Raw genomic sequence first — 24,233 nt, 5'->3', positions numbered from 1 at the left:
GTATGCTACTTCAGAAGCAGTAGTATATAAGAATTGATACCTGTTTAAGCTTTAGTTAAGTTAATGTAAAAGTACAATATTTTTTTGTTAAAGTCAATTATTTAATATCAAAAATAAATTAATTTATGTATTAGCTAGGTATTAAGAATGATGCAGATAAAAAAGTATAATTGCTGATATCATTATTAATGATAACTACTTGGTACAAAAAACGGTGATTTATATGAAATTAAATAGTATATGATATATTTCCACTAATTTAACTAGATTTATCGCTTTTAATAAAGTTAATTAAATTAGTTATCATAATGATGATTATTCCTATCCCTAAAATGGGATCTATCAAGTAGCATGTTCACAACAAGAAGAAGTCGTTAGTTTGAAGTCTGAATTTAATCTGTATCCTGACCAGAGAAAAGTTTACTTTAATTTATATTAATGCCTGTAATTATCTTTGACTCCAATCTATCAGTTATAAGAAATTATTGAATAATTTAACTGCTCACGAAACTAGAACCTATATACAAGTAAGGAACATTACTATTACTTGCTGTATTTTTGGGGATCCCAGAAGTTCTAGCACAAAATCCAGCTTATACAATGCAGACTGAATTATATTTTATGTAGAAAAATTATAATTCAAGTCATTAAACGCTTAAAAACGCTAATATTTCAGTTCAGACTTCAAATAATTTTGATAAACTTTAAATAGAGTAGAATACTGACAAACAATATTACTTCTCATATCTACTTTAGGATTCTGCTCTTTGCAAACTCTCAAGGCAGCAATAGCTACTCTTAATGATTGTGAAAATAAACAATAAAACAGCCCAGTTATTTTCTCATGATAGGAGCATAACTAACTACGCTCCTATCTATTAGGTTTTCAAACTCCTTAGTTTTCAACGTATTTAAACGTATAAGTTGGAGTCGGATTAATTAACTTCTACGTGCTGAACAGCTTCTTTTTGATAAACAATAGTCTCATTATCATCCTCAAGCTTGATTTCAGGATTTTTGCCGGGTGTGGTAATTAAACGCGCACCTTTACTGTCTGTGAAATAACTCCACGCCCATTGAATCATGACAATTAGTTTATTGTCAAATTCGAGCAAATAGAAGACATGGATAAATAACCACACAAACCAGGCGAAGAAGCCAGATAATTTTAACCAACCCATATCAACAACTGCTTGATGTTTTCCAATTACTGCTAAGTTTCCCCAGTCAGTATATTTAAAAGGGGATAAAGGACGGTTTTGTAGAGTATTGCGGATAAAACGTGCTACATATTCTCCTTCTTGCATGGCAACGGGGGCAACACCGGGTAAAGTTCCACCTTCTCCATCAGAATAATGGGCTAAATCTCCAATAACAAATATATTTGGATATTTTGATAGATTAAAGTTACTTTCAACTATAACCCGCCCGGCTTTATCTAATTGAGCTTCAGCATAATTAGCTAGAACATTAGCCATCGCAGATGCTTTCATCCCTGCTGTCCAGAGAACTGTGCGAGTGCGAATTTGGTCAATGGTTTCTCCCTGACGATAGGTTACTAACTGTCCCCTGATATCAGTAACTCTCGCGCCGGTTTTAACTGTTACTCCTAACCGTTCTAAGGACTTTTGGGCCTTAACAGATAGATGAGAAGGATAGGCAGGTAAAATATACTGAGGACTTTGCAAAAGAACGATTTTAGCTTGGGAAGTATCAATATTACGGAAATCCTCTTTTAGGGTTCCATGGGCTAATTCGGCTAAGGATCCCGCTAATTCCACTCCAGCTGGACCTCCACCCACCAAGACAAAAGTTAACCAGTCTTTTCTTCTTTCAGGATTAGGTTCTTTTTCAGCTGACTCAAAGGCTATAAATACCCGCTGACGAATTTCTAGAGCATTTTCAATAGTTTTCAATCCAGGAGCCTTTTCCTCCCAATCATTACCAAAGTATTGATGGGTTACTCCTGTTGCCACGATCAAAGAATCATATTTAATTTCTCGGTAACGGAGCTTCACTATTTGTTTTTTGGGATCAATAACGGATACCTCTCCCATTAACACCTCTGTATTTTTATTTCTACTCAATAAAGCCCTTAAAGGAGAAGAAATATCGGCCGGTGATAACCCTCCCGTAGCTACTTGATACAGCAACGGTTGAAAAACGTGAAAATTACGTTTATCAATCAGAGTGACTTTGACGGGGGCTTTGGCAAGTTTTTGAGCAGCATAAAGTCCCCCAAAACCACCACCAATAATTACGACATGATGGAGGTCAGTCTTATTTTTTTGTTGATTAACCATAGGTCTTTTTCTCTTTAGTTTGGGTTAGTCTGGAAAAATTTTGGAAATACTGATACTCAAACACAACCGACACGTCTTTGAACAATCTTGTTCAAGATGTATTAGAGATTAAAAGTTTCATTGAAGTAATTCTTTAAGATTGTTAGCTAGTGTTAAGTACAACCCCAACACTAACATGATAGCCTAATTTATTTGAAAAGATTTTAAAATATATATTAATACTGTTTTATTATTAGAAGACTGAATCAACTATCTTGATCTATTTTAAATATGTTAGGATATACTGACTATATTGTGTACTTAGTTTTGTACTTGCTTGAAAAACTTGATTAATTATTTATATATTAACTTTGTTATGAATATAAGTAAATTTTAAACTTCCATACTTAAAATAAAAGTTATTTTATTGATTTTTAAGATTTTTTACTTCTTTTAAATACTTTATTTCTTTGCTACTAACTATTGTAGAGAAAAGTTAGCCTATTTATTTTTATAACCTTTAATCTGATTAAGACTTAATAGATTAAAGGTTATAAAAAGGTTATAAAAATGATTAAACTTATTATTATTCATTCTATACTTAGTGGATTTAAGTCGACATTTAATGTTCTCATTTATCTAAATATTTAGCAATCTATTTCGAGTTAGTGTAAATATATAACAAATAATTTTATTATTTGTTAATTTTGACATATTGATTGCATCAAATATGCGATTAATATGTCAGCATACAATTTATGCCTAATTGACAAATCTTGATAAAGGCACTCATTATACTATTTTTTTAAAAATTTAAAAGTCATAGGGGATACAAATAATTTTGAACAAATTTAATATATTTGTTATCGTACGACTGCTAACCTAGAAGACATATCGTACAACTAATAACTTAGGAAATGTACGGACAGGTGAAGATCTGCCAAAAGGATACTTATGTTTAACTATCTTCCACCTCTAAATGATCATAATTTGCCCTATTCCGATACCATTCATCCAATCGTTGTACATTTCGTTATTGCAATGGTTTTGTTCGCCTTCTTATGCGATGTAATTGGCTACTTTACTCGCAATTTTCGTTTGTATGAGGTAAGTTGGTGGAATATGTTGATTGCAACTGTTTCTATTTTTGTAGCCATTATTTTTGGTCAATATGAGGCTGGATTAGCTCAACCTTATGAAGCAGTACGGCCAGTTTTGCATCTTCATACATTGATGGGTTGGTCATTATCAGGGATAATTGCAGCAATTACAGGATGGCGTTATGTGATTCGCTTGGAAAATCCTGAAAAACTACCGATCTCTTATCTAGGATTGTTATTGTTTTTGGTAACAATTGTTAGTGTTCAAGTATATCTAGGAGACAAACTAGTATGGGTGTATGGACTCCACACCGTCCCTGTTGTTGAAGCCATTAAGGAGGGAATTTTACAATAATGAATCCCAAAGTAATTGATACATTTATGGCTAATTTAGGCGCGAATGGACTTCCTTATTCAGTCCCGGTTCATCCTAATCTGGTTCATCTGACTATAGGATTGTTTATAATCGCCATTGCTTTTGATACTTTAGGAGCAATGTTTGGTTTTCAAAAACCTCTGTTTAAATTTTTTGCTATTCCCGCTACTCGTAGTAACTTTTTTGATGTTGGTTGGTATAACCTTTTAGCCGCTTCAGTTATCACGGTTTTCACCGTTGCAGCCGGATTTTATGAGATCATGTTAGCTAACCCAATCACTGACGTTCAAAGTGCTTGGGGACTTGACGCGATGACTACTCTTTTATTGCACGGAGTAGGAGGTGTATTACTCCTAGCTTTTATAATTGCAATGACTATATGGAGAGGGTTTCAGCGATTTGTTTGGCGTAAAGAAAGAACCATACAAGTGCAGTGGTCTTATTTAGGGGTAGGCATCTTCATGTTATTTCTGTTGTTCCTTCATGGAACTTTGGGAGCACAAATTGCTGCAGAGTTTGGTGTCCATAATACAGCGGATCAATTGTTAGAGTCAGGACAAGAATCTCAGTTATTCATGTCAGAAGTTAACTTCCCAAAGGGGAAGAAGAATGAGTAAAAGTTATGATATTTTTGGGACTTCCATTGATTAAGGATTACGTTTATTGTTCTGGTATTTATTAGTTATGAGACTTCACAATATCTTGTTTTTGATTGCTTATACAATTACCTTAACATTGATTAGTCTTTGGGTAGGACAAGTTTCTTATTCTTGGTTTCCTCCTCAAGCTTCGGCAGAATCTCTATTAGTTGACGAATTGTTTGCCTTTCTTGTAACTATAGGAGCCTTTATTTTCCTAGGAATTACGGGAGTAATAATCTACTGCGTTTTTTTTCAACGCGCAGCCAAATATGATTATAGTGATGGACCTCATATTGAAGGAAACATCACCCTGGAAGTCATTTGGACATCTATACCTCTTCTCCTAGTATTTTGGCTAGCGGGATATAGCTATCAGATTTACGATCAGATGGCTATTCGCGGTTCAATGGAACTGAATTCGTTACCAATTGTTGCTGAAAAACAGACTATTGTTATTCCAGAACCAGATCAAGCTATTGAAGTAGTTGCGAAACAGTGGGCTTGGGTATTCCGTTATCCTGAAAAGAATATAACCAGTACGGAATTACATCTTCCTGCAAATCAGAGGGTGCACTTAGCATTAAAATCAGAGGATGTACTGCATGGTTTATATATTCCCGCCTTTCGAGTTAAACAAGATATCGTTCCTAACAAAACCACTGACTTTGAATTCACTCCCGTTAAAGAAGGGAGATATCGCTTGAGGGACTCTCAATTTAGTGGAACTTATTTTGCTACAATGCAGACAGATGTAGTAGTTGAGTCTCCTGAAGCTTACGAAAAGTGGTTACTTGAAGCAGCAAAACGCAAACCGTCTCCTGCAAGTAATGTTGCAGCTTCAGAGTACTTCCAACAGACAAAAAAAGCCTTTAAAACCGGTTGGCCGACAATTATTCCGGCAAAACCACCAGTAGTTAACTATCCTACCTAACTTAGCTTGAGTTTTATAGTTTGTGCTTGAAAATAGACTTCAGTTTTTTCTCCCTTCATCAATCATTTGTGTTTGAAACAAACATCAATCAGATTGTCATTAGTAGCATTTAATATCAGGAAAAATCAATGACAGATCGTCAAATCAAAAATACAACAACTATTGCGGAAAGCTATCAAGACCTATCTGCCAGAGATTGGAGACGGTATTTTAGCTTTAGTACAGATCATAAAGTTATTGGGATCCAATACTTGGTAACTTCTTTTATTTTCTTCCTTATCGGTGGAATCTTTGCCATGGTCATTCGGGGAGAATTAATTACCCCAGAAGCGGATTTGGTTGATCGGACTTTTTACAACGGAATGTTCACAATGCATGGCACTATTATGCTGTTCTTATGGACATTTCCTTCATTGCTAGGGTTAGCTAACTATTTGGTTCCGATTATGATCGGGGCAAAAGACATGGCTTTTCCTCGTCTCAATGCGGCTGCCTTTTGGATGGTCCCCATTGTTGGTACCTTGATGTTATCCAGTTTTTTTGTCCCGAGTGGATCAGCCCAGTCCGGCTGGTGGTCTTACCCTCCGGTTAGTGTTCAAAACCCGACCGGGCAATTGATAACAGGACAGGTTCTCTGGTTGTTGGCAGTAGCTATTTCTGGAGTCTCCTCGATTATGGGAGCAGTCAACTTTGTAACGACTGTGGTCAAAATGCGCGCCCCCGGAATGACCTTTTTTCGGATGCCAGTTTTTGTTTGGGCTGTTTTTAGCGCACAGGTTATTCAATTATTTGGACTACCAGCTCTTACCGCAGGAGCAGTGATGTTATTGTTTGATGTCACTACAGGGACGAGTTTTTTTGACGCCTCCAGAGGAGGAAACCCAATTTTATTTCAACACTTTTTCTGGTTTTATTCCCACCCTGCAGTCTATGTAATTATTCTGCCCATCTTTGGCATATTCTCAGAAATTTTCCCAGTTTATTCCCGTAAACCTTTGTTTGGGTATAGAATTGTTGCAATTTCTTCTTTACTTATCGCTGGGGTTAGTGGCTTGGTTTGGGTGCATCATATGTATACTAGTGAAACCTCTGGTTGGATGCGGATGGTGTTCATGCTGTCTACTATGTGTGTGTCAGTTCCCACCGGAATTAAAGTATTTGCTTGGGTCGGTACTATTTGGGGAGGAAAATTACGCCTCAACACTCCTATGTTATTTTCCCTGGGGGCGTTAATTATGTTTATTTTTGCTGGCGTAACGGGTATTATGTTGTCAGCGGTCCCCGTGGATATTCATGTTAATAACACCTATTTTGTCGTTGGACATTTCCATTATGTTCTCTATGGAACAGTCACTATGGGAATGTATGCCGCTATTTATCATTGGTTCCCTAAAATGACGGGGAGAATGTACTACGAAAGTTGGGGTCAGATCCATTTCTGGTTAGCTTTTATTGGAACGAACTTAAATTTTTTGCCTATGCATCCTTTAGGATTACAAGGAATGTTACGTAGAGTAGCTTCTTATGATCCTGAATACACTTTTTGGAATGTGGTAGCAAGTTTTGGAGCATTTCTGTTAGGAATGTCTACATTGCCCTTTATTGTGAATATGGTTAGTTCTTGGATACAAGGACCGATAGCCTCAAATAACCCCTGGCGTGCTATTGGATTAGAGTGGATGATATCCTCTCCTCCGAGTATAGAAAATTTCGAAGATATTCCTGTGATTATTTCTGGTCCCTACGGTTATGGTAAGTCAGACCCATTAGTCTCTAATGAAGAAGCAATGGTAGGACATAGTAAATAGTCAACAGTCAACAGCTAGTAGTTTTTGATTATTACTATTAGTTTTTATTCCCTAACTTCAAAACTTGGAGAGTACAATGAATAGTTCAGTTTCTTCAGAACAATTGCATGAGGCAATAGGAGGACATGAACACGATGCAGAGGGTAATAGTCTCTTTGCCTTTGTCGTGTTTCTTCTCTCAGAGAGTATTATTTTTATCAGCTTTTTTGTCGGATATTTTGTTTACAAAACTACTGCGATTGACTGGTTACCGATTGGAGTAACAGGACTAGAAGTTAAAGAACCTGCTATTAATACAGCGGTTTTGGTATCTAGTAGTTTTGTAATTTATATTGCTGAGCAGTTTTTAGAACGCAGTCAATTGTGGGGATTTCGGTTTTTTCTATTGATAACTATGGCTATGGGAAGTTATTTCCTAGTAGGACAAGTTATCGAATGGAGTAATTTAGAGTTTAGCTTTACCTCTGGAGTATTTGGAGGAATATTTTATCTCCTAACAGGATTTCATGGTTTACATGTACTCACAGGTGTAATTCTACAAGCATTAATGTTAGGTCGTTCCTTTTTTCCAAAAAATTATGATGGTGGACATTTTGGCGTAATGGCTACCTCTTTATTTTGGCACTTTGTTGATGTTATTTGGATTGTTTTATTTGTCTTAATTTATCTATGGCAATAGTTAATATTTAATAGTTAAAGTAGAGGAAGTTATGATTATTGATGATAAACATTATGATGTAATTATTGTTGGTACGGGGGCAGGAGGAGGAACTTTAGCTAATAGACTAGCCTCTACAGGCAAAGAAATTTTAGTCCTGGAAAGAGGGGATTTTATGCCCCTAGAAGAACAAAACAGAGTTAACGTTGATGTCTTTAAGAAAGAACGTTATCGCGCACCAGAACGCTGGTACAACAAGAATGGGGAGGCATTTTCGCCTCAGACAAATTACGCTGTTGGAGGGAATACAAAAATCTACGGCTCAGCGTTAGTGAGGATGAGAGAAAAGGACTTTGAAGAGGTAGAACATCAAGAAGGAATTTCACCTGCTTGGGGGGTAAAATATAGTGATTTTGAACCCTATTATACCGAAGCTGAAAAGCTTTACATGGTTCATGGACAAACAGGAGGTGATCCTACTGAACCTTTCCGTAGTTCTGACTATCCTTTGCCTCCGATAGAAAACGAACCCCAAATTCAAAAGATTGTTGACGCGATCAGTCAACAGGGGTTACATCCTACGATATTACCTCTAAGTTTGACTCGGGCAGAGGATGATCCTACGGGAGACTCGGAAGTATTTGGCATTGTACCAGCCTTAAAATATTCTAATGTGACTCTTAAAACTTCGGCTAAGGTAGTCTGCTTGTTAACTAATTCCTCAGGAGAAGCAGTTAGAGCAGTAGAAGCAGAAATTTGCGGTCAATCTTATCTATTTTTTGGAGATGTAATCGTTTTAGCTTGTGGTGCGATTAATTCATCAGCCCTACTGTTACGTTCTGCTAATCATAAACATCCTAACGGATTGGGAAATAGTTCCGATCAGGTAGGACGTAATTTTATGAAACATCATCAAACTGCAATGGTGGAATTGAGTGCAAAGCCAAACTCGGGACAATTTCTCAGAACAGTTAGTATCAATGATTTTTACTGGGGTGACGAAAATTTTCCTTACCCAATGGGTCATATTGAGAATACGGGTGGACTGCTTCAAGATATTATTTTTGCAGAATCTCCCCCCATTTTATCTGTTTTAGCAAAAGGTTTACCTGGGTTTGGACTTGAGCATTTAGCGAAACGATCTATCGGTTGGTGGATGTATACGGAAACCTTGCCTGATCCAAATAATCGTGTAAGAGTTAGTGGAGATAAGCTATATGTTGAATACACTCCTAATAATATTGAGGCACATGATCGCCTTATCTACCGTTGGATAGATGTATTAAAAAAGGGAGAAAATAGACTAGGAAATTCTGTCTTTGAGAAGCTTGCGGTTTACCCTCGTGGGGAGGTGACTATACAAGCGGTTGCTAACCAATGTGGTACTTGTCGTTTTGGGGAAGATCCAGCTACTTCTGTTCTTGACTTCAACTGTCGTGCTCATGATCTTGATAATCTCTATATTGTTGACAGTAGTTTCTTTCCATCAAGTTCAGGGGTTCCTCCAGCCTTAACAATTATCGCTAATGCATTGCGAGTTGGTGATCATCTGATGGAAAGACTTTAGTAGAAATCTGATGAAAACAAAGGTTAGAAGTTAATATTGCTCATAAAAGAATTTTAAATTGGGGATGAAGACGAATGCCCTTTTAATCCCCATGTTGGGCAAGGTAATAGGTATTATTTTAACCTTTGTTGTTATTTTTGTTAAACTAAATCGTTTATCTATCAAATGACGAAATAGTTAAATTACGAGTATAAAATATTAGATTTTTAACTGAACACGATCAGGTTAACCTCTAATTTTTTACAAAATTTTTATTATGAGTGCATTCTATGACTATAGAAACTTTAATTTCTATAAAAATTAAGTATTTTCTAGTCTTAAAAGTCTTATCGGTAAAAATTTAATGTAATAAAAGTCAAAAATTTAAATAATGTGTAAGTATAAAATCAAAGTAACACCTGAGTTTTGAGTTAAAAGTCGATCTTAATAACGTTTAAGAGTTAGTTTAGTATACTTATCTATTTAGAAATCCAGTTATTACTAAATAATTTTGAGTTTGTCTAATGTTATTGGTAATCGCTTTATCTGTTTTTAACAGTGCGTATTTGATAAGTGTTGTTAACATGTAACTATTAATTATTACCTTAATCCAAATTATTAATTACCGATTGAGTATTTAATGCTCAATTTTAATATTAAACACGGTAGTTTTCTTTTTATTAACCTAAATAGTTTAAGTCAAGCTATGATTGAGTTAAAAAGTAAATTTCAAGTCAGTAAATATGAACTATATAATTCGACTTTTCTATAACTGGTATCGTAATGCTATGAAACGTCCTCTGTCCCGTCGGCTTATTATTCTTGGTACTATTATTTATCTATTAAGCCCTATCGACATTTCACCAGACTTAATTCCTATTTTAGGGTGGATTGACGATGGTTTATTGATAACCTTATTAGTTAGTGAACTGTCTATCCTATTTTGGGGATACAGTCAAAAAAGTCATACTTATCCAACTGTTGATAACAATTCTTCTCAGGTAACTACAATCGACGTTGAAGTTATTCAGTGAATTAGTTACTTTTATCTATGAGATAATGTCAGTTTTTTTACTTCTTAGGTTAAATTTAATCTTTTGGTACTATTGTCGATAGTGTCTTGAAGATGTAGTTCAATAAGGAAAAAGGGTGAAAGTTTTAGTTGTTGGTAATGGAGGGCGTGAACACGCTTTAGCATGGAAACTGTTACAGTCTCCTCAGGTTAAACGGTGTTGGTGTGTTCCGGGAAATGGGGGAACCGCCTTATTAGAGAGGTGCGAAAATATTCCCTTAGCGGTAGAGGATATCGAAGGTATTACTCAGGTTGCCATTCAAAATAAAGTCGATCTAGTGGTAGTAGGTCCGGAAGTTCCCCTATCCTTAGGAATTAGCGATCTTCTTCGAGAAAAAGATATTCCTGTTTTTGGTCCTACTCAACTTGGGGCAAAACTTGAGTCAAGTAAGTCCTGGGCAAAATCTCTTATGACTGAAGCGGGAGTTCCTATCGCCAAAGGAAAGTCCTTTACTAATGCAGTAGAAGCCAAAGCTTATATCACTCAACAAGAGACGCCCATTGTCGTTAAAGCTGATGGGCTAGCGTCTGGAAAAGGGGTTATTGTTGCCCAAACAGCCTCAGAAGCCTATGCTGCAGTTGATTATTTATTTAAAGCGGGATTTTCCCCGATCTTGGTAGAAGAATATTTAATTGGAGAAGAAGTCTCTATATTGGCAATAACTGATGGAATAACAGTTCGTTCTCTACTTCCTGCCCAGGACCATAAGCGAATTGGAGAAGGGGATATCGGGCTCAATACGGGGGGTATGGGGGCTTATTGTCCAGCTCCAATTGCAACATCAGACTTATTACAACGGGTCGACAAAGAAATCCTACAGCCCACTGTAGCCGCTTTACGCAACCGGGGAATAGACTATCGGGGGGTTTTGTATGCAGGGTTAATGATATCTCCTCAAGGAGAACCCAAAGTGTTAGAGTACAATTGTCGCTTTGGTGATCCTGAAACTCAAGTGGTGCTACCTTTGTTGAAAACTCCTTTAGATCAAGTTATTTTGGCTTGTGTGCAACAGCGTTTAGAAGAGTTTCCTCCCCTATGTTGGCATTTAGGAACAGCAGTATGTGTGGTAGTAGCTTCCTCAGGGTATCCCGGAAAGTATAAGAAAGGGAAACTGATTACAGGTATTCAAGAAGCAGAAGCAATTGGAGTGACGGTGTTTCAGGCAGGAACTGCATTAGAGGGAGATCGTCTAATCACAGATGGGGGAAGAGTTTTAGGGGTAACAGCAATCAGAGAAAATTTTAGTGAAGCTATTACTGAGGTTTATCAAGGGGTCGATTGCATTAACTTTGACGAACAATATTACCGTCGAGATATTGGATATCGAGCGCAATCTCGAAAAGACTAAAAAGTGCAAGTCTTGCACTATAGAGTAGGTATAAAAACATAAGTCAAGAAAAAATTAGCCAATAGTCTTATGAAGAGTAAGTTAGATTTATTTAGTTACCTATTACCCGAGTGCTTACAAACTATCGTTACACTAGTATTTGGGATAAGTACAACTAAACATCGATCATCTATTATCTCATTACGTCCATTCAGAATTACTACAATTTTAACTATTATTAATTACTATTAGGGATTGATAATAAGTCTGAGTATATAGTATCTCTTTGTTGATAGGGACGGTGGATAGATTGGATCGCCTTTTGTAAGGTTTCTACTTCCATGTAAGTCCCTCCTTTTGCTCCTGCCATTAGGGTAATATTTTCTTCCATTAACGTTCCTCCAATATCGTTACAGCCCCATTGCAAGGCTTTTAATGCTCCATTTAGTCCTAATTTAACCCAACTTGGTTGATGGTTAGGGATCCAGTTTCCCAACATAATTCTTGCTACCGCTGTTAATAATAAATTATTTCCTAATATAGGCTGGTCTCTTCCCACTCTTTTTCTTAAGGGTTGAGGTGCTCCTTTTCCAACAAAGGGTAATAAAACAAACTCTGTAATTTTCGCAGGATAACTTTTTTTAATAGCTGTTTTTTGAAGGTTTCTTAGATGAATTAAATGTCGTATTTGTTGTTGTGGGGTTTCAATATGACCCGATAACATGGTGCTCGTGGTAGGAATTCCTAAACGATGAGCAGTACTTACAATTTCTAACCAAGTTTGTGTGTTGACCTTTTCAGGGCAAATAACACGCCTTACATTATCGTCCAAAACTTCGGCGGCAGTTCCTGGAATTGATCCTAACCCTGCATCACGTAAGGCAATAATGACGTCACTATAACTAACGTTATCTTCTCTGGCAATAAATTGGATTTCTTGGGGAGAAAAAGCATGTAAATGGAGTTTGGGAAATTCTTTTTTTAACGTTTTTACTAATTGTAAATAATAATCAAGGGAAGTTTTATTTAACTTAGCTTGGGGATTTAACCCTCCCTGTATACAAATTTCTGTCGCTTTTTTTTTAAAAGCATAGGCAGCTTTTTCAAGTATTTGATCTGTTCTTAACCAGAATGCTCCAATTTGCCCTTCATTACGTCGAAATGCACAAAAATTACAATGCTGTTCACAAATATTGGTAAAGTTAATATTACAATTAATTACGTAAGTAACAGTATCTCCTACTTGTTTTCTGCGCAATTTATCAGCTGTTTCTCTAATAGTATTAACTAACCCTTTATCTGTTTGAGTTAGTAATATAATTCCTTCTTCCGGTAGTAAGTCAATCCCTCTGGTGACTTTATCTAAAATAACATCTATATTAGTCATACTTATTTAATTAGTTGAAATTCAATTATGTTTAACATTTATTATTAGACAGTATTGTATCGTCAGAATAGTTAATATTTTCTTTTTTTATTTTCTTTTTTTATCTTCTTTGTATTACCTATTTCTGTTAAGGGCAGAAAATATTGTTAAAAACAATAATGTTAACCTTCTATCTATGTAAATATAATGAAAAAATTTGCTAGAATAGGGCATTATTGCTTTATCAATATCAGTTCATTATCATTGAACTAAGTACTCTATATGATGTCTAATACTCTATCAAGCAATAGTAATTCCTTATTTTCCCAAATCTAGATTGCGTCGTTAAATGTCAAGTAGCCAAGATCCTACCACTTAAATAGAATTTTGTTCTACAGCTCTAATATACTTTAATTGAGAGAGTAGATTTGGATTGACTAGTCCGACAATCTTATTGATAGTGATGTTTGTAACAACAACGTAATAAAAGTAATTGGTTTTAACTTGGATATTAGGTTTTGAAAAAAAAACTAGCACGAAAGAAGTCGATAACGCTAGGTGGTTGAACAATAAAGTTATTTACCAAAGGATATAAGAAAGCACAATATATTTTTGAAGTCTAGCTAATACCATTTTGATTACATGAACATTAAAGAGAAATTCGATCAATATCCTCCTGATATGCAGCAATGGATGATTCAACAAGAGAAAACTAAATTGAATCGTATTAAACAAGCCTTAGAGAAAGGAAGAAAAGTCTACGCCGGATTAAAACAAGAAAGTCAAGGTAAATGGTTAAAAGAAACTATCCAATTATTAGAACAATACTTAAGTTGTCTTCCTCCAAGGGATTATCCTTCAGAAGAAGTTTCCAATTACTATATTCTACAAATGTGGGAGAGGCTAGAAAATGATTCAAGTTTACGCGAACTAATTTCTCAAGTGGAGACACGATATGAAGAACTTCTAAAAATAAAACTCTAATCAGGTTTATTCAAACGTAACTGTTTAAGTAAACTATACACAAGAGGAGAGAGAACAACCCCCATAGCTAAAACAAAAATTAACCCGCTAAACAGTGCATAGAGTGAAGCAAAAAATTTTGCACTATTGGTTAGCAATGGACTAACAGGACCCATTCCACTCAGAATCATAGACGCTTCTACCATAGCATCGATCCAACTTAAATGAGCAGTCCAATGATAGCCAATAACACCGACTAAAAGTCCAAGTAAGATAAAAAGAGTAGACAAACTCAGATAACTCACAAAATCACGAATGAATGTATTGTCTGTGCGGGTCCTTTTGTCCAAGAGGGATTCTACTTGTTTCCAGTCTTCCATTGATTGTGATGGGGGCTTTTGTTTAACAAATAGATGGACATTAGCTGAGTTTCCTGTCAGTTGAGGTTTAGTTATTGTCATACTCTTGAGTGGTTGTCTCATCTTTACCCTTAATAGTAAACATTCAATCCTAATAATAAACCCCCAAATCGGATTAGCCTAGTGGGGGATGAAAAAATGTTACAGATTAGGAACATAAATTTTTTTACAAAAACTAATATAGCTATTTAATCTTTTTGTAAAAATTAATACAGATATTTAAGGAGAAACTATCTTTTAGCGCGTACTAATATTTAACAAACTTTAAAGATCGGGCAATATAGAAAATAAGTATTTAGTAATTTAGGTAATTTTCTAGCGTTTTGAATGTCTATATTAGATTATTTACATTTCTTTCTGCGTCGTCTTTTATAAAAAGAGGAATAGATAACTATATATAATTATTTTGTTCTTATGATTAGAACAAATGTTCTTCAAAAGAAATTTAATCCAGAAAAGTTAGTTTTATGAAATTTAATAAAATATTAGATTGATTAACTTAGTTGTTAAAAAAAATGAGATTTATAAATATATAAATAATAATTTTATTAACTTTAATTTAGTGCAAATTTGTTATTCGATTTTTATTGACTTATCCCCAAAATGTTTTTATCAAAATATATTTATTATTGTTAGTTGTTACACTATATAATCCTATTTTTTTTAAATTTTTAAAAAGTGTATTTTGCTTTTATTTTATCTTTAATATATTTTTGATTAATATTTTTACGCTCCTTAGCTTTAGCTTTTTATTTATAATTAATTGAGTTCATAGCATTAAATATATCTACTATTATTCAAAATAATAGTATCAAGTTGTTTATAATCTTACTTTAAGATTACTAAATTATTTACCAACATATTTTAATAAAAATCAAAATATGTTGGTAAACTTCTCACTAGTTATTAAAATTTTCCGGTTTTTATGATTGTAAGCTTATCATTTGACTTTAACTTAGTAATATTCTATATTTAAATATTAAAAATAATAATCCAATCAATGCATTTAATCTTGTGCTACTATCAAGCTTTTTACTAATATTTATAATGTTATCTACAAGTTAAATATTTTATTTGAAAAATCAATAGATTAATAACTTTTTTGCGAAAAATTATCTATACTTTTTGTCAAGAAAATACTTAAGCTAGTAGATATGTTAGGACTCCGCAATAAAATATTAATTATGGAGCTTTAAATGCATTTAAAGGCTTGTTTTATAACACTTATTAATAACTATTTAAATAATTCCTTTTTTTTTGCGTTCATTTTATATCTTTACATAATTTAATCTCCATTTATCTATACTAAAAATAATAATTACTTATATCAACATATTAAGTTTTTTAAGTAAAGAGTGATATTGACAGATACTGTCATTAGCAAATTTAACTTTCAATTTTTTTCTCAGTATTACACTCATGAGATTTAACCGCAATATTCTGTCCTTTTAAAAGAGGAAAAGCAATCACATCTCGAATACTGACTGAATCAGTTAATAGCATGACTAAGCGATCTATACCAATACCTAACCCACCTGTGGGGGGCATTCCGTATTCTAAAGCGGTTAAGAAATCTTCATCAACTCCCTGTGCTTCTAAGTCTCCTGTAGCTTTTTGGGCAGCTTGTGCTTCTAATCTCTGTCTTTGATCAATGGGGTCAGTCAATTCAGAAAAACTATTGGCTAATTCTCGTCCAACAATATATAGTTCAAACCTTTCTACTAGACCCTTTTGAGAGCGATGAGGTTTAGCTAAAGGAGAAATCTCTACTGGAAAATCAAGAATAAAAGTCGGTTGAATGAGGGTTTCTTCAACAGTTTGTTCAAATACTTCATTGAGTAATTTACCTATAGAAACACAATGAACAGGAACTTCAATTCCAACTTTTATGGCGGCTTTTTTTGCTTCTTCAAAAGTTTTAAATTCGTTAAAGTCTAGACCGCTTTTTTCTTTAACAATTTCGTGCATTGTAACTCTTCTCCAAGGAGAAGATAAGTCAATCTCTTCTCCTTGGTAAGTAATTTTCAGGGTTCCTAAAGTGTCTTTTGCTGCAGTATTAATAATATTCACAGTTAATTCCATCATATCAAAGTAATCAGCATAAGCCTGATAAACCTCAATGGAAGTAAATTCAGGATTATGTTTTGTAGAAACCCCTTCATTCCGGAAAATTCGCCCTAATTCAAAAACCTTTTCAAACCCTCCTACAATTAATCGTTTGAGATGCAATTCAGTAGCAATTCTTAGATATAAATCCATTTCTAACGTATTATGATAGGTGACAAAAGGACGAGCTTCTGCTCCCCCCGCCTCTCCTTGTAGCACAGGGGTTTCTATTTCAATAAATCCTTTATCATCTAAATAACGACGAATCGAAGCGGTGATTTGAGCACGACGACGAAAAGTTTGTCTCACCTGGGGATTAATGATTAAATCAACATAGCGTTGACGATAGCGTTTTTCCGTATCCGTTAATCCATGCCATTTATCGGGTAGAGGTAGCAGGGACTTTGTCAAAATAGTATAAGTATTAACATTAACAGACAGTTCTCCCTTCTCAGTTCTTTTTATAGTTCCTGTGACTCCTATAATGTCACCAGTATCTATTAACTTTTTAAGATGACTAAACGCATTAGGAAAATCCTTCATAGAGGATTGAATTCGTTTTTTATCTAAGTACAATTGGATGGTGCCTGTTTCATCTTGTAGGTTAAAAAAAGCCAATTTACCAAACACTCTACGGGCAATAATTCTTCCAGAGATAGCTACTGTTAAGTCAACTTCTTCCCCATTTTTAAGGTCAATATATTTATCTTGTAAATCAGCTGCAGTATTGGTAGATTTCCATTGATAAGCGTAGGGAACTAGATTTAATCGTTTTAACTGTTCAACTTTTTCAAGACGGGTTGTACGAATTTCTTCTAAAGTAGAGACAGATTGGAGTTCTTTTGGAGGCTGGTTGAAAGACATTGGAATTGATAATTAAGATAATTTAAAATTACGAACAGAAACTTCTGTTTGGAATTACCTCCAAACAGGAATATAAACGGAGTTTTATTATAGCTTGTTAGTCTTAAATATCTCCCACTTTTACGAAAATGTTATGCTTAAAAAATCAAGAAATGGGGCATGACTTCAACTTATAGCAATTATTAAATATTCAGTCTAAAGTTTTCTATATCAATAGACTTCATTTAAAGTCCAGGCTTGCCATTGGACACTACGGCTTATGACTTAGTTCTCAGTAATTTCAAGTCTAGTATGAATATATTTAGACAAACGTGATATGGGAACTGCACAGATTAACTTCTACGAAGTTGGTATGCTTAAAACTAACGCCGTCGAAATCAATTTCGCGTAAATTCCGCTCCTGTCAAAGTAGCATGACCAAATAAAGTTCACTACGATCCACATTTTCTATATTTACGCGGACAAAACTATAATCCATACTTTAAGGCTTTAATATTTCTTTGGTTATTTCATAAGACTTTATTCAAAACTAGCTGGAGTTATATGTCCATTGATATATGCTATTTTACTCAGAGTAACTTTTAGATATTGCTCTCAAATAATTGCTGGGTCATTTTGAAAATGTTGGCATTGTCTGTAGGGAGACGCGATAGTAGCGAATAAAGTTCTACTAATGTCATGTTTTTCAGCTTTTACCAGTTGTATTTAAAAAAAATCAATATAAATTAATTAAAGTGCTTCAATTTAAACGTTTTCTAACATTCTCTAAAAATAGGCACCTTGAGAAATCTAATTAAAATCGTTTAAATTAAATATTTTTTAGATAGTGTATCAGCAAAGTCACATTAAGATACTTGCTGATACTATAGAAGTTAATCAATAGAAATTGACTGTGGTCCACTTCCGTTATCGGAAGCGTTATCTGTACAGGATGAATTAGTAAGTCCTTGTTTTTCTAACCAGCCTCTTAAGGGATCTTCAGATAATTTTAGTTTTAGACTTCCAGATACAAGTCCCCCAGTGAATACTAACGGATGTTGCAAAAACTCTTGAAAAATAGGCTGTAATTCATTAAGAAACATGGCAAACTCCTTGTTTTTGACAAAGTTAATAACTGGGGTTTCTGGAAAACTATTTCCTTCAGTTATCCCCTTATTAAATGTTAAATTAATCCAAGCAAATGAGATAAACTCAAAAAGAAATCTAGTTATGTCTAAAACGGTTTGATAGTTTGAGTATAAGCAAGTAAAGACTAATAACCTGTTTAAATAATCTCAACTGTATAAGTTATCAGAATTGTGAGTTAGGACTTTGCACCAACTCAATCCCTTATCAGTGAACTTAAATTATTAAGAAAACTGATAGTTATCTCTATGATTAATCCATCATTATTAGATGGTGCTCATTAAGGGTAAACCTTTTGTTAATTAATAAATCCAAAGGGGTTTGATGTGTAGTCCACCAATTTAGTATAACTTATCTAAGAATAATAAGAGTTAATTATCAACATATTGGGTAAATCCAACTAGCACTTAATAGTTAATACATTAAGTATGTTAAATTAACTTAATGTATTTAACATTTTCTAAAAATCGTGGTTTATTTTTTTGGAGATTATGCAGTCTATTATTGAAGCTATTGAACAATCCCCTCAGCAAAAAATTACTTTTGCTGACTATATGAATCTGGCTCTTTATCACCCCGAAGAAGGATACTATTCCTCTGGAAGAGCAAACATTGGAACTCAGGGAGATTTTTTTACAGCTTCTTCTTTGGGAGAAGACTTTGGAGAATTACTGGCTGAGCAATTTTTGGAAATGTGGGAATTGCTAGGTTCTCCCAAAACTTTCAATTTAATAGAGGTGGGTGCAGGAAGTGGTTTGTGTGCCGCTGATATTTTAAAGTACTTACATGATAATTATCCAAATTTCTATGAAATAATCAGCTATATCATCGTTGAAGAAGCACAAGGATTAATTAGGAAGCAAGAAAGTATTCTTAGTCTAACTGGTAAAGAAAATAAAGTTAGGTGGAAATCATGGGATGAAATTGAAGACTTATCTATAACTGGTTGTATTTTTAGTAACGAACTAATCGACGCTTTCCCAGTTCATCTGATTACTATTAAGAATAAAGAATTAACAGAAATATACGTAACGCAGTCAGAAGGAAAAATCAAAGAAGTAATCTCAGATTTGTCAACCACAAGAATTATCGAGTATTTTAAATTAATTGATATTAATTTAAAATCTAACAGGTATGCAGAAAACTACCGAACAGAAGTTAATTTAGGGGCTTTAGATTGGTTAGAAAAAATATGTGGTAAGTTAAAAAGGGGATATTTACTGACAATAGATTATGGCTATATTGCAAGTAAATATTATCATCCTCAACGTCATAAAGGAACGTTGCAATGTTATTATAAACACCGTCATCATAATAATCCTTATGTCAATATTGGGCAGCAAGATATTACATCTCACACTAACTTTACTGCACTAGAAAAACAAGGGCAATTATTAAACATAGAAACTATAAAATTCACTCAACAAGGATTATTTTTAATGGGATTAGGATTGGGCACTCGCCTGTCAGCATTGTCAACAGGTAAGTATAGTTTTCTTGACGTGATTAAACGTCGAGATACCCTCCACCAATTAATTGATCCCATGGGGCTAGGAGGATTTGGGGTATTGTTGCAAGGGAAAGGACTGACACCAGAGGAACAAAAACGACCACTTAAAGGTTTTCAGTAAGTAATTAACCACAGATGTTAATTATTTTATATACCGATAATTATACTATTAACTTTTAATCTGCCAATACTTATTAACTTATGCAATTATTTAATTTGTATCGTAATCAATACCATGCAAATATTTTAATTTATTAAGACTTATTAAACTTCAAAATTAAGATCATAACCTAAAAATTATTTCCAGAACAAAAACAGAAGTCTCATCTTTATGAGATAAATGCTCAAAAAAAAGAAATTACATTTAACAAAAACTGGTGAGATTGCTTGAAGATGGCAATTTGATAAAGATTTTACCAAAGATATAATATAAATTATAACGATATAAATTTAACCTTAATTGCTCATGTGTTAGATATACAGGATAATCAACTTATTTTTTCCATTAACAACTTTGCTATCCTCATTAAAAATTGTTCATCGGCTATTACATCACAACACCATAATAATGCAACTTATTATGGTGTTGTGATGTAGATATTTTGTCTAGTAATTTCATTAAGACAAACAATAACCTCATCCAGTTCTACTTGACTATTTAGTATTAAGATCAACATGAACTCCAGCCGATTCAAGTAGTTCGATAAATTCAGTCTCTGATAGTTGATAGATACCTAACTTTTGAGCCTTTTTCAATTTATCACCAGGAGTTTTTCCCACAACAACATAGTTTGTTTTTAAGCTGGGGGAGCTAGTTAAAGTTCCTCCAGCTTTTTGAATATACAACTTAGCCTCATCTCTATTCATTTGAGATAAATTGCCCAATAAAACTATTTTTTTTCCTTCAAATAGATTTTCTTGTCTCAAACTTTCTTTGCTTTGTTTATCCTCTTTTTTTTCCTGTGTATTTCCCTTAGTAGATTTTTTCTTAACCTCCACTTCCTCAGTTTCTTCTAATGCTAATTTTGATTGAGATAGAATATCGTAAGATTTAGTAACATTATCTTTGACACTCAATTGTTGCGCTTCTAACTCTTTTATCTTGTTCTCTAAACTTGACACCTGTTCGCGTTCTTTGCTTATATTTTCCTCAAAAACTTTTCTCTCTTGAATTAAATAATCCATTTTTTGTTGTAGGGTAAGCCCTAACACCTCTTGTTCTTTAGCTTGTTTTTGCAAAGTAGTTAATTGTTCACGTTCCTTATTTATAATTTCTTGAAAAGTTTCTTTTTCTTGAGTTAAGCTCTTTACCTGTCGTTGTAAATCAGTTTGTATAGTATTTTTTTCCTTGGCTAATTCTTGAATCTGTCTTTCAAAAAAAACTACTCGCTGACTTTCTTCAGCGAGAAACTCTCCAAGTTTTTTCCTTTCTTGAGTTAAATCATCTACTTGTTGTTGTAAATCAGTAATTTTTTCTAATTCCTTTTGTAACGTATTGAGTGTTTGCTCTTTTTCCTGACGTAAACCCTTGAGTTCCTGTTGAAAAGAAGAAACTTGTTCTTGCTTTTCAATACATAATTTTTGTTTTAATTCCTCTGATTTTTTAAGATCGTTTTCTAGAGAAACAAATTGTTTTTTATTATCATACAAATCTTTTGTTAAAGTAGCAATCTCTTGCTTTTTTTCCTTTAAATCACTAGCTAAATTACTCTTATCAAGTTCTATCTGCTTTTCAGTTTCTTTCAGACGAGTAAGTTGACAAGAGACTTCATTAAGTTGATGCTGAACGTGTTCTTGATTATCAGTTAACCTTTTGTTAGACATTACAACACTAGTTAGCTGCTCATGTAGAGTTTCTTTCTCTTGCTTGATCTGTTTTTGTTTGTCAACGAGTTCTACTTCCCGTTTTATACTATTGCGACGAAGTCGCCAATAGTTAACCCAAGAAGCACCCAAAATAAGCATTAATGCGGCAATTTCGTATACTAACCGATTCATCATATCACTTCTCCTAATAAAAGCAGCCGCTGGCTAATTGTTGATGTAGAGGATATTCTTTTAGTCAAGCCAATGTGGCCTACTTATATCCTTACTATATATATCAGGCTGTCATACTAGAAATGAGGTAAATAGATTAAATCTTACAAATCTTAATAGAAGGTGAGGCTAGAGAAGTAAGAGCGTAAAAAATTGAAAATACGCTCTTGAGGGCTGTACAATATAACTTTGTAGTACATCTTTACAATTTAATTATTTTAAAATAATTACTGAATTAGCCTTTAACAAAAACTAACTTTGCCAGCTTTTACCTTAAGAATTTGAGAAGATTGTAACCACTGAGCATTAAAAGAGTGTAAATGAGTAGTCGTAATTAGGGTTTGAAATCGTCCTTGAATTGCCCCCAACAGTTGATTTTGTCGGTTCGGATCAAGTTCAGCCAATACATCATCAAGTAATAACAATGGCGATTCTCCTATCACCTCTTCAATTAATTGGAGCTCAGATAATTTCAGTGACAAGACAAGGGTTCGTTGTTGTCCTTGGGACCCGGAAGATTTAGCAGAAGCTTGGTTAATTGTAAATCTCACATCGTCTCGATGAGGACCTACTAAGCTTGTCCCTAATTGTTGTTCTGCAATACGGTGCTGTTCTATCTTGTCGAGGAATGCTTGTTTAACCTGGGTTGGATCATCTGAATCACAGAGAATATTAGGGAGATAAGTAATTTCTAAGAACTCTCGTCTTCCACTAATATTTTTATGCCAAGTTTGAGCTAAAGAAACTAGTCTTTTTATTACTCTAGCCCTTCGTCTTGTTACCCGTGAACCAATCTCTACCAATTGCTGATCCCAAAGGGACAATTGAGATATCTGGAACGCTGGATTGGCATCTATTTTCTCTCCAGTAACTTTTTTTCGTAATTTTTTTAGCAGGGCATTTCGTTGACGTAAAACTTTATAGTATTCATGTAATATGTGAGTGTAGATCGGTTCTAGTTGAACTAATAGAGTGTCTAGCCAACTTCGGCGGACATCAGGAGACCCTCTAACTAAATCTAAGTCTAAGGAGGAAAACACTACCACGTTGATACTTCCTAAAAATTCTAAATGACGATGTAAATTTTCTTGGTTCAGGCTTAAGGTCCGCCTTCCTGGAGAACGTAGAATAATACTAAGATCCGATTTACCGTAGGTTCGTTCAATATTTCCCAAAATTTGCCCCGTCTTTTTCCCTTCAAAAATTAAATCGCGATCACGATTTGTTCGATGACTTTTGAGAGTAGCTAATAATTCTACTGCTTCAAGGATATTGGACTTTCCTTGAGCATTATTTCCTAACAAAATAGTTTTTTGCTGCTCAAATTCAACCGATTGCTCCAAATAATTCCGAAAATTATGTAGATATAAGGTTTTTAGGTACATTTTGCTGGCAAGAAAAAAAGGGATATATAGTAGCGGATAAGTATAATGTATTGTAACTCTTCTCTTCTGTTTTAAACGTGGTTTTTAACTATACAGGAAATAAAAAATTAATAGTATTAATAATTTTGATTTTATTAAAGACAACATCGCATTATAATTTAGGTTTTATTGAAAAACCTTATTTTAAAATTTATTTATAATGACAATTTAGAATCAGCTTTTATCGCAATTTTTTAAAATCCATAATAATCAAAAATTATTGCTTGACTTTGGGATGGGTTACTTTGATAAAATATTAACCTGTAATATTTTGAGTGTTTAAGTAATTATTATTTTGAGTTATATTTTATATTAAAAATTAAATCAATAGCTCTATTTTAAGATACTTGACTATTAGTTTTTATTATAAAAATTTCCTTAGATATAAATATATTATTCTGCTAGTACAATCATAATAATAATTACCTTTTCCATTGAATTAATTTAATTTTTATAAAATATAAGTTTTGATAGGTTAGTATATTTAACGTACGAATGATAAATATTTTTTGGGGTTTATTTAATTGATTCAAACAAAAAAATAAAGTTAATAAAATTTTAAGAATAAAAACTTTATTATAGATAAGAACAATAACGTGAATATATCAGATATTAAATATATTTAATTTTATATAAAAACTGTAGTTTACAATGTTTACATAAAATAATTAGAGAAA

Annotated in this window: 16 protein-coding genes and 2 pseudogenes; 10 read left to right on the top strand and 8 right to left on the bottom strand. The window is 33.7% G+C overall.

What is annotated here, in order from left to right:
• Nucleotides 1-935: 935 nt before the first annotated feature.
• Complete coding sequence (locus tag OXU93_RS02240; protein ID WP_267384224.1) at nucleotides 936-2,303, bottom strand: NAD(P)/FAD-dependent oxidoreductase; 1,368 nt, start codon at nucleotides 2,301-2,303, stop codon at nucleotides 936-938.
• A 933-nt stretch (nucleotides 2,304-3,236) separates the two neighbouring features.
• On the opposite strand from OXU93_RS02240, the gene OXU93_RS02235 reads away from it, so the two are divergent.
• The 8 genes from OXU93_RS02235 (at nucleotide 3,237) to purD (ending at nucleotide 11,763) form a co-directional block, all read left to right on the top strand.
• Nucleotides 3,237-3,737 (top strand): DUF2231 domain-containing protein, encoded by a 501-nt coding sequence (locus tag OXU93_RS02235; protein ID WP_267384223.1) that lies wholly within the window; start codon nucleotides 3,237-3,239, stop codon nucleotides 3,735-3,737.
• Nucleotides 3,737-4,375: a DUF2231 domain-containing protein gene (locus OXU93_RS02230; RefSeq protein WP_267384222.1), complete on the top strand. Its 639-nt coding sequence runs from the start codon at nucleotides 3,737-3,739 to the stop codon at nucleotides 4,373-4,375. Before OXU93_RS02235 ends, OXU93_RS02230 begins: the two co-directional genes overlap by 1 nt.
• 67 nt (nucleotides 4,376-4,442) lie before the next feature.
• On the top strand, nucleotides 4,443-5,330 hold the full coding sequence (locus OXU93_RS02225) for a cytochrome c oxidase subunit II (RefSeq protein ID WP_267384221.1): 888 nt from the start codon (nucleotides 4,443-4,445) through the stop codon (nucleotides 5,328-5,330).
• Between the two features lie 128 nt (nucleotides 5,331-5,458).
• Nucleotides 5,459-7,138, top strand: coding sequence for a cytochrome c oxidase subunit I (locus OXU93_RS02220; RefSeq protein ID WP_267384220.1), 1,680 nt, complete (start codon nucleotides 5,459-5,461; stop codon nucleotides 7,136-7,138).
• Between the two features lie 76 nt (nucleotides 7,139-7,214).
• Nucleotides 7,215-7,817, top strand: a complete 603-nt coding sequence (locus tag OXU93_RS02215; RefSeq protein ID WP_267384219.1) for a cytochrome c oxidase subunit 3 — start codon at nucleotides 7,215-7,217, stop codon at nucleotides 7,815-7,817.
• Between the two features lie 31 nt (nucleotides 7,818-7,848).
• Nucleotides 7,849-9,363: a GMC oxidoreductase gene (locus tag OXU93_RS02210; protein ID WP_267384218.1), complete on the top strand. Its 1,515-nt coding sequence runs from the start codon at nucleotides 7,849-7,851 to the stop codon at nucleotides 9,361-9,363.
• Between the two features lie 722 nt (nucleotides 9,364-10,085).
• Nucleotides 10,086-10,376, top strand: coding sequence for a YkvA family protein (locus OXU93_RS02205; RefSeq protein WP_267384217.1), 291 nt, complete (start codon nucleotides 10,086-10,088; stop codon nucleotides 10,374-10,376).
• Between the two features lie 115 nt (nucleotides 10,377-10,491).
• A complete protein-coding gene (purD, locus tag OXU93_RS02200; protein ID WP_267384216.1) occupies nucleotides 10,492-11,763 on the top strand; it encodes a phosphoribosylamine--glycine ligase in 1,272 nt (423 codons plus the stop codon).
• Nucleotides 11,764-11,980: 217 nt separating this feature from the next.
• On the opposite strand, the gene cofH is transcribed toward purD, so the two are convergent.
• Nucleotides 11,981-13,129: a 7,8-didemethyl-8-hydroxy-5-deazariboflavin synthase subunit CofH gene (cofH, locus tag OXU93_RS02195; protein WP_267384215.1), complete on the bottom strand. Its 1,149-nt coding sequence runs from the start codon at nucleotides 13,127-13,129 to the stop codon at nucleotides 11,981-11,983.
• Nucleotides 13,130-13,750: 621 nt separating this feature from the next.
• Here cofH and OXU93_RS02190 point away from each other — a divergent pair.
• The gene (locus OXU93_RS02190; protein WP_267384213.1) at nucleotides 13,751-14,092 is read left to right on the top strand and encodes a hypothetical protein; all 342 of its coding nucleotides are present in this window, start codon (nucleotides 13,751-13,753) and stop codon (nucleotides 14,090-14,092) included.
• Here OXU93_RS02190 and OXU93_RS02185 read toward each other — a convergent pair.
• From OXU93_RS02185 to OXU93_RS02175, 4 genes and pseudogenes are all read right to left on the bottom strand, one after another.
• The gene (locus tag OXU93_RS02185; protein WP_267384210.1) at nucleotides 14,089-14,532 is read right to left on the bottom strand and encodes a two pore domain potassium channel family protein; all 444 of its coding nucleotides are present in this window, start codon (nucleotides 14,530-14,532) and stop codon (nucleotides 14,089-14,091) included. The two genes, OXU93_RS02190 and OXU93_RS02185, sit on opposite strands and share 4 nt — an antisense overlap.
• 1,280 nt (nucleotides 14,533-15,812) lie before the next feature.
• Nucleotides 15,813-17,460: pseudogene (gene lysS / locus OXU93_RS02180) on the bottom strand (lysine--tRNA ligase).
• 301 nt (nucleotides 17,461-17,761) lie between these two features.
• A pseudogene (locus tag OXU93_RS08680) lies at nucleotides 17,762-17,845 on the bottom strand (hypothetical protein); the annotation flags it as partial.
• Between the two features lie 487 nt (nucleotides 17,846-18,332).
• Complete coding sequence (locus OXU93_RS02175; RefSeq protein WP_267384207.1) at nucleotides 18,333-18,542, bottom strand: hypothetical protein; 210 nt, start codon at nucleotides 18,540-18,542, stop codon at nucleotides 18,333-18,335.
• A 525-nt stretch (nucleotides 18,543-19,067) separates the two neighbouring features.
• Here OXU93_RS02175 and OXU93_RS02170 point away from each other — a divergent pair.
• Nucleotides 19,068-20,216 (top strand): class I SAM-dependent methyltransferase, encoded by a 1,149-nt coding sequence (locus OXU93_RS02170; RefSeq protein ID WP_416378778.1) that lies wholly within the window; start codon nucleotides 19,068-19,070, stop codon nucleotides 20,214-20,216.
• A 533-nt stretch (nucleotides 20,217-20,749) separates the two neighbouring features.
• On the opposite strand, the gene OXU93_RS02165 is transcribed toward OXU93_RS02170, so the two are convergent.
• Nucleotides 20,750-22,096: a BRCT domain-containing protein gene (locus OXU93_RS02165; RefSeq protein WP_267384203.1), complete on the bottom strand. Its 1,347-nt coding sequence runs from the start codon at nucleotides 22,094-22,096 to the stop codon at nucleotides 20,750-20,752.
• Between the two features lie 278 nt (nucleotides 22,097-22,374).
• On the bottom strand, nucleotides 22,375-23,517 hold the full coding sequence (gene recF / locus OXU93_RS02160) for a DNA replication/repair protein RecF (RefSeq protein WP_267384202.1): 1,143 nt from the start codon (nucleotides 23,515-23,517) through the stop codon (nucleotides 22,375-22,377).
• Nucleotides 23,518-24,233: the final 716 nt, after the last annotated feature.

The sequence above is a fragment of the Cyanobacterium sp. uoEpiScrs1 genome, assembly GCF_947331815.1.
Taxonomy (GTDB): Bacteria; Cyanobacteriota; Cyanobacteriia; order Cyanobacteriales; family Microcystaceae; genus Rippkaea.
The sequence above is the reverse complement of the archived record's forward strand: the minus strand, read 5'-3'. Positions and strand labels throughout refer to the sequence as shown.

Excerpts from the sequence above, each read along its gene's own strand:
- OXU93_RS02240 (WP_267384224.1), bottom strand. The coding sequence starts at position 2,303 with ATGGTTAATCAACAAAAAAATAAGACTGACCTCCATCATGTCGTAATT.
- OXU93_RS02235 (WP_267384223.1), top strand. The coding sequence starts at position 3,237 with ATGTTTAACTATCTTCCACCTCTAAATGATCATAATTTGCCCTATTCC.
- OXU93_RS02230 (WP_267384222.1), top strand. The coding sequence starts at position 3,737 with ATGAATCCCAAAGTAATTGATACATTTATGGCTAATTTAGGCGCGAAT.
- OXU93_RS02225 (WP_267384221.1), top strand. The coding sequence starts at position 4,443 with ATGAGACTTCACAATATCTTGTTTTTGATTGCTTATACAATTACCTTA.
- OXU93_RS02220 (WP_267384220.1), top strand. The coding sequence starts at position 5,459 with ATGACAGATCGTCAAATCAAAAATACAACAACTATTGCGGAAAGCTAT.
- OXU93_RS02215 (WP_267384219.1), top strand. The coding sequence starts at position 7,215 with ATGAATAGTTCAGTTTCTTCAGAACAATTGCATGAGGCAATAGGAGGA.
- OXU93_RS02210 (WP_267384218.1), top strand. The coding sequence starts at position 7,849 with ATGATTATTGATGATAAACATTATGATGTAATTATTGTTGGTACGGGG.
- OXU93_RS02205 (WP_267384217.1), top strand. The coding sequence starts at position 10,086 with ATGAACTATATAATTCGACTTTTCTATAACTGGTATCGTAATGCTATG.
- cofH (WP_267384215.1), bottom strand. The coding sequence starts at position 13,129 with ATGACTAATATAGATGTTATTTTAGATAAAGTCACCAGAGGGATTGAC.
- OXU93_RS02190 (WP_267384213.1), top strand. The coding sequence starts at position 13,751 with ATGAACATTAAAGAGAAATTCGATCAATATCCTCCTGATATGCAGCAA.
- OXU93_RS02185 (WP_267384210.1), bottom strand. The coding sequence starts at position 14,532 with ATGACAATAACTAAACCTCAACTGACAGGAAACTCAGCTAATGTCCAT.
- OXU93_RS02175 (WP_267384207.1), bottom strand. The coding sequence starts at position 18,542 with ATGTTTCTTAATGAATTACAGCCTATTTTTCAAGAGTTTTTGCAACAT.
- OXU93_RS02165 (WP_267384203.1), bottom strand. The coding sequence starts at position 22,096 with ATGATGAATCGGTTAGTATACGAAATTGCCGCATTAATGCTTATTTTG.
- recF (WP_267384202.1), bottom strand. The coding sequence starts at position 23,517 with ATGTACCTAAAAACCTTATATCTACATAATTTTCGGAATTATTTGGAG.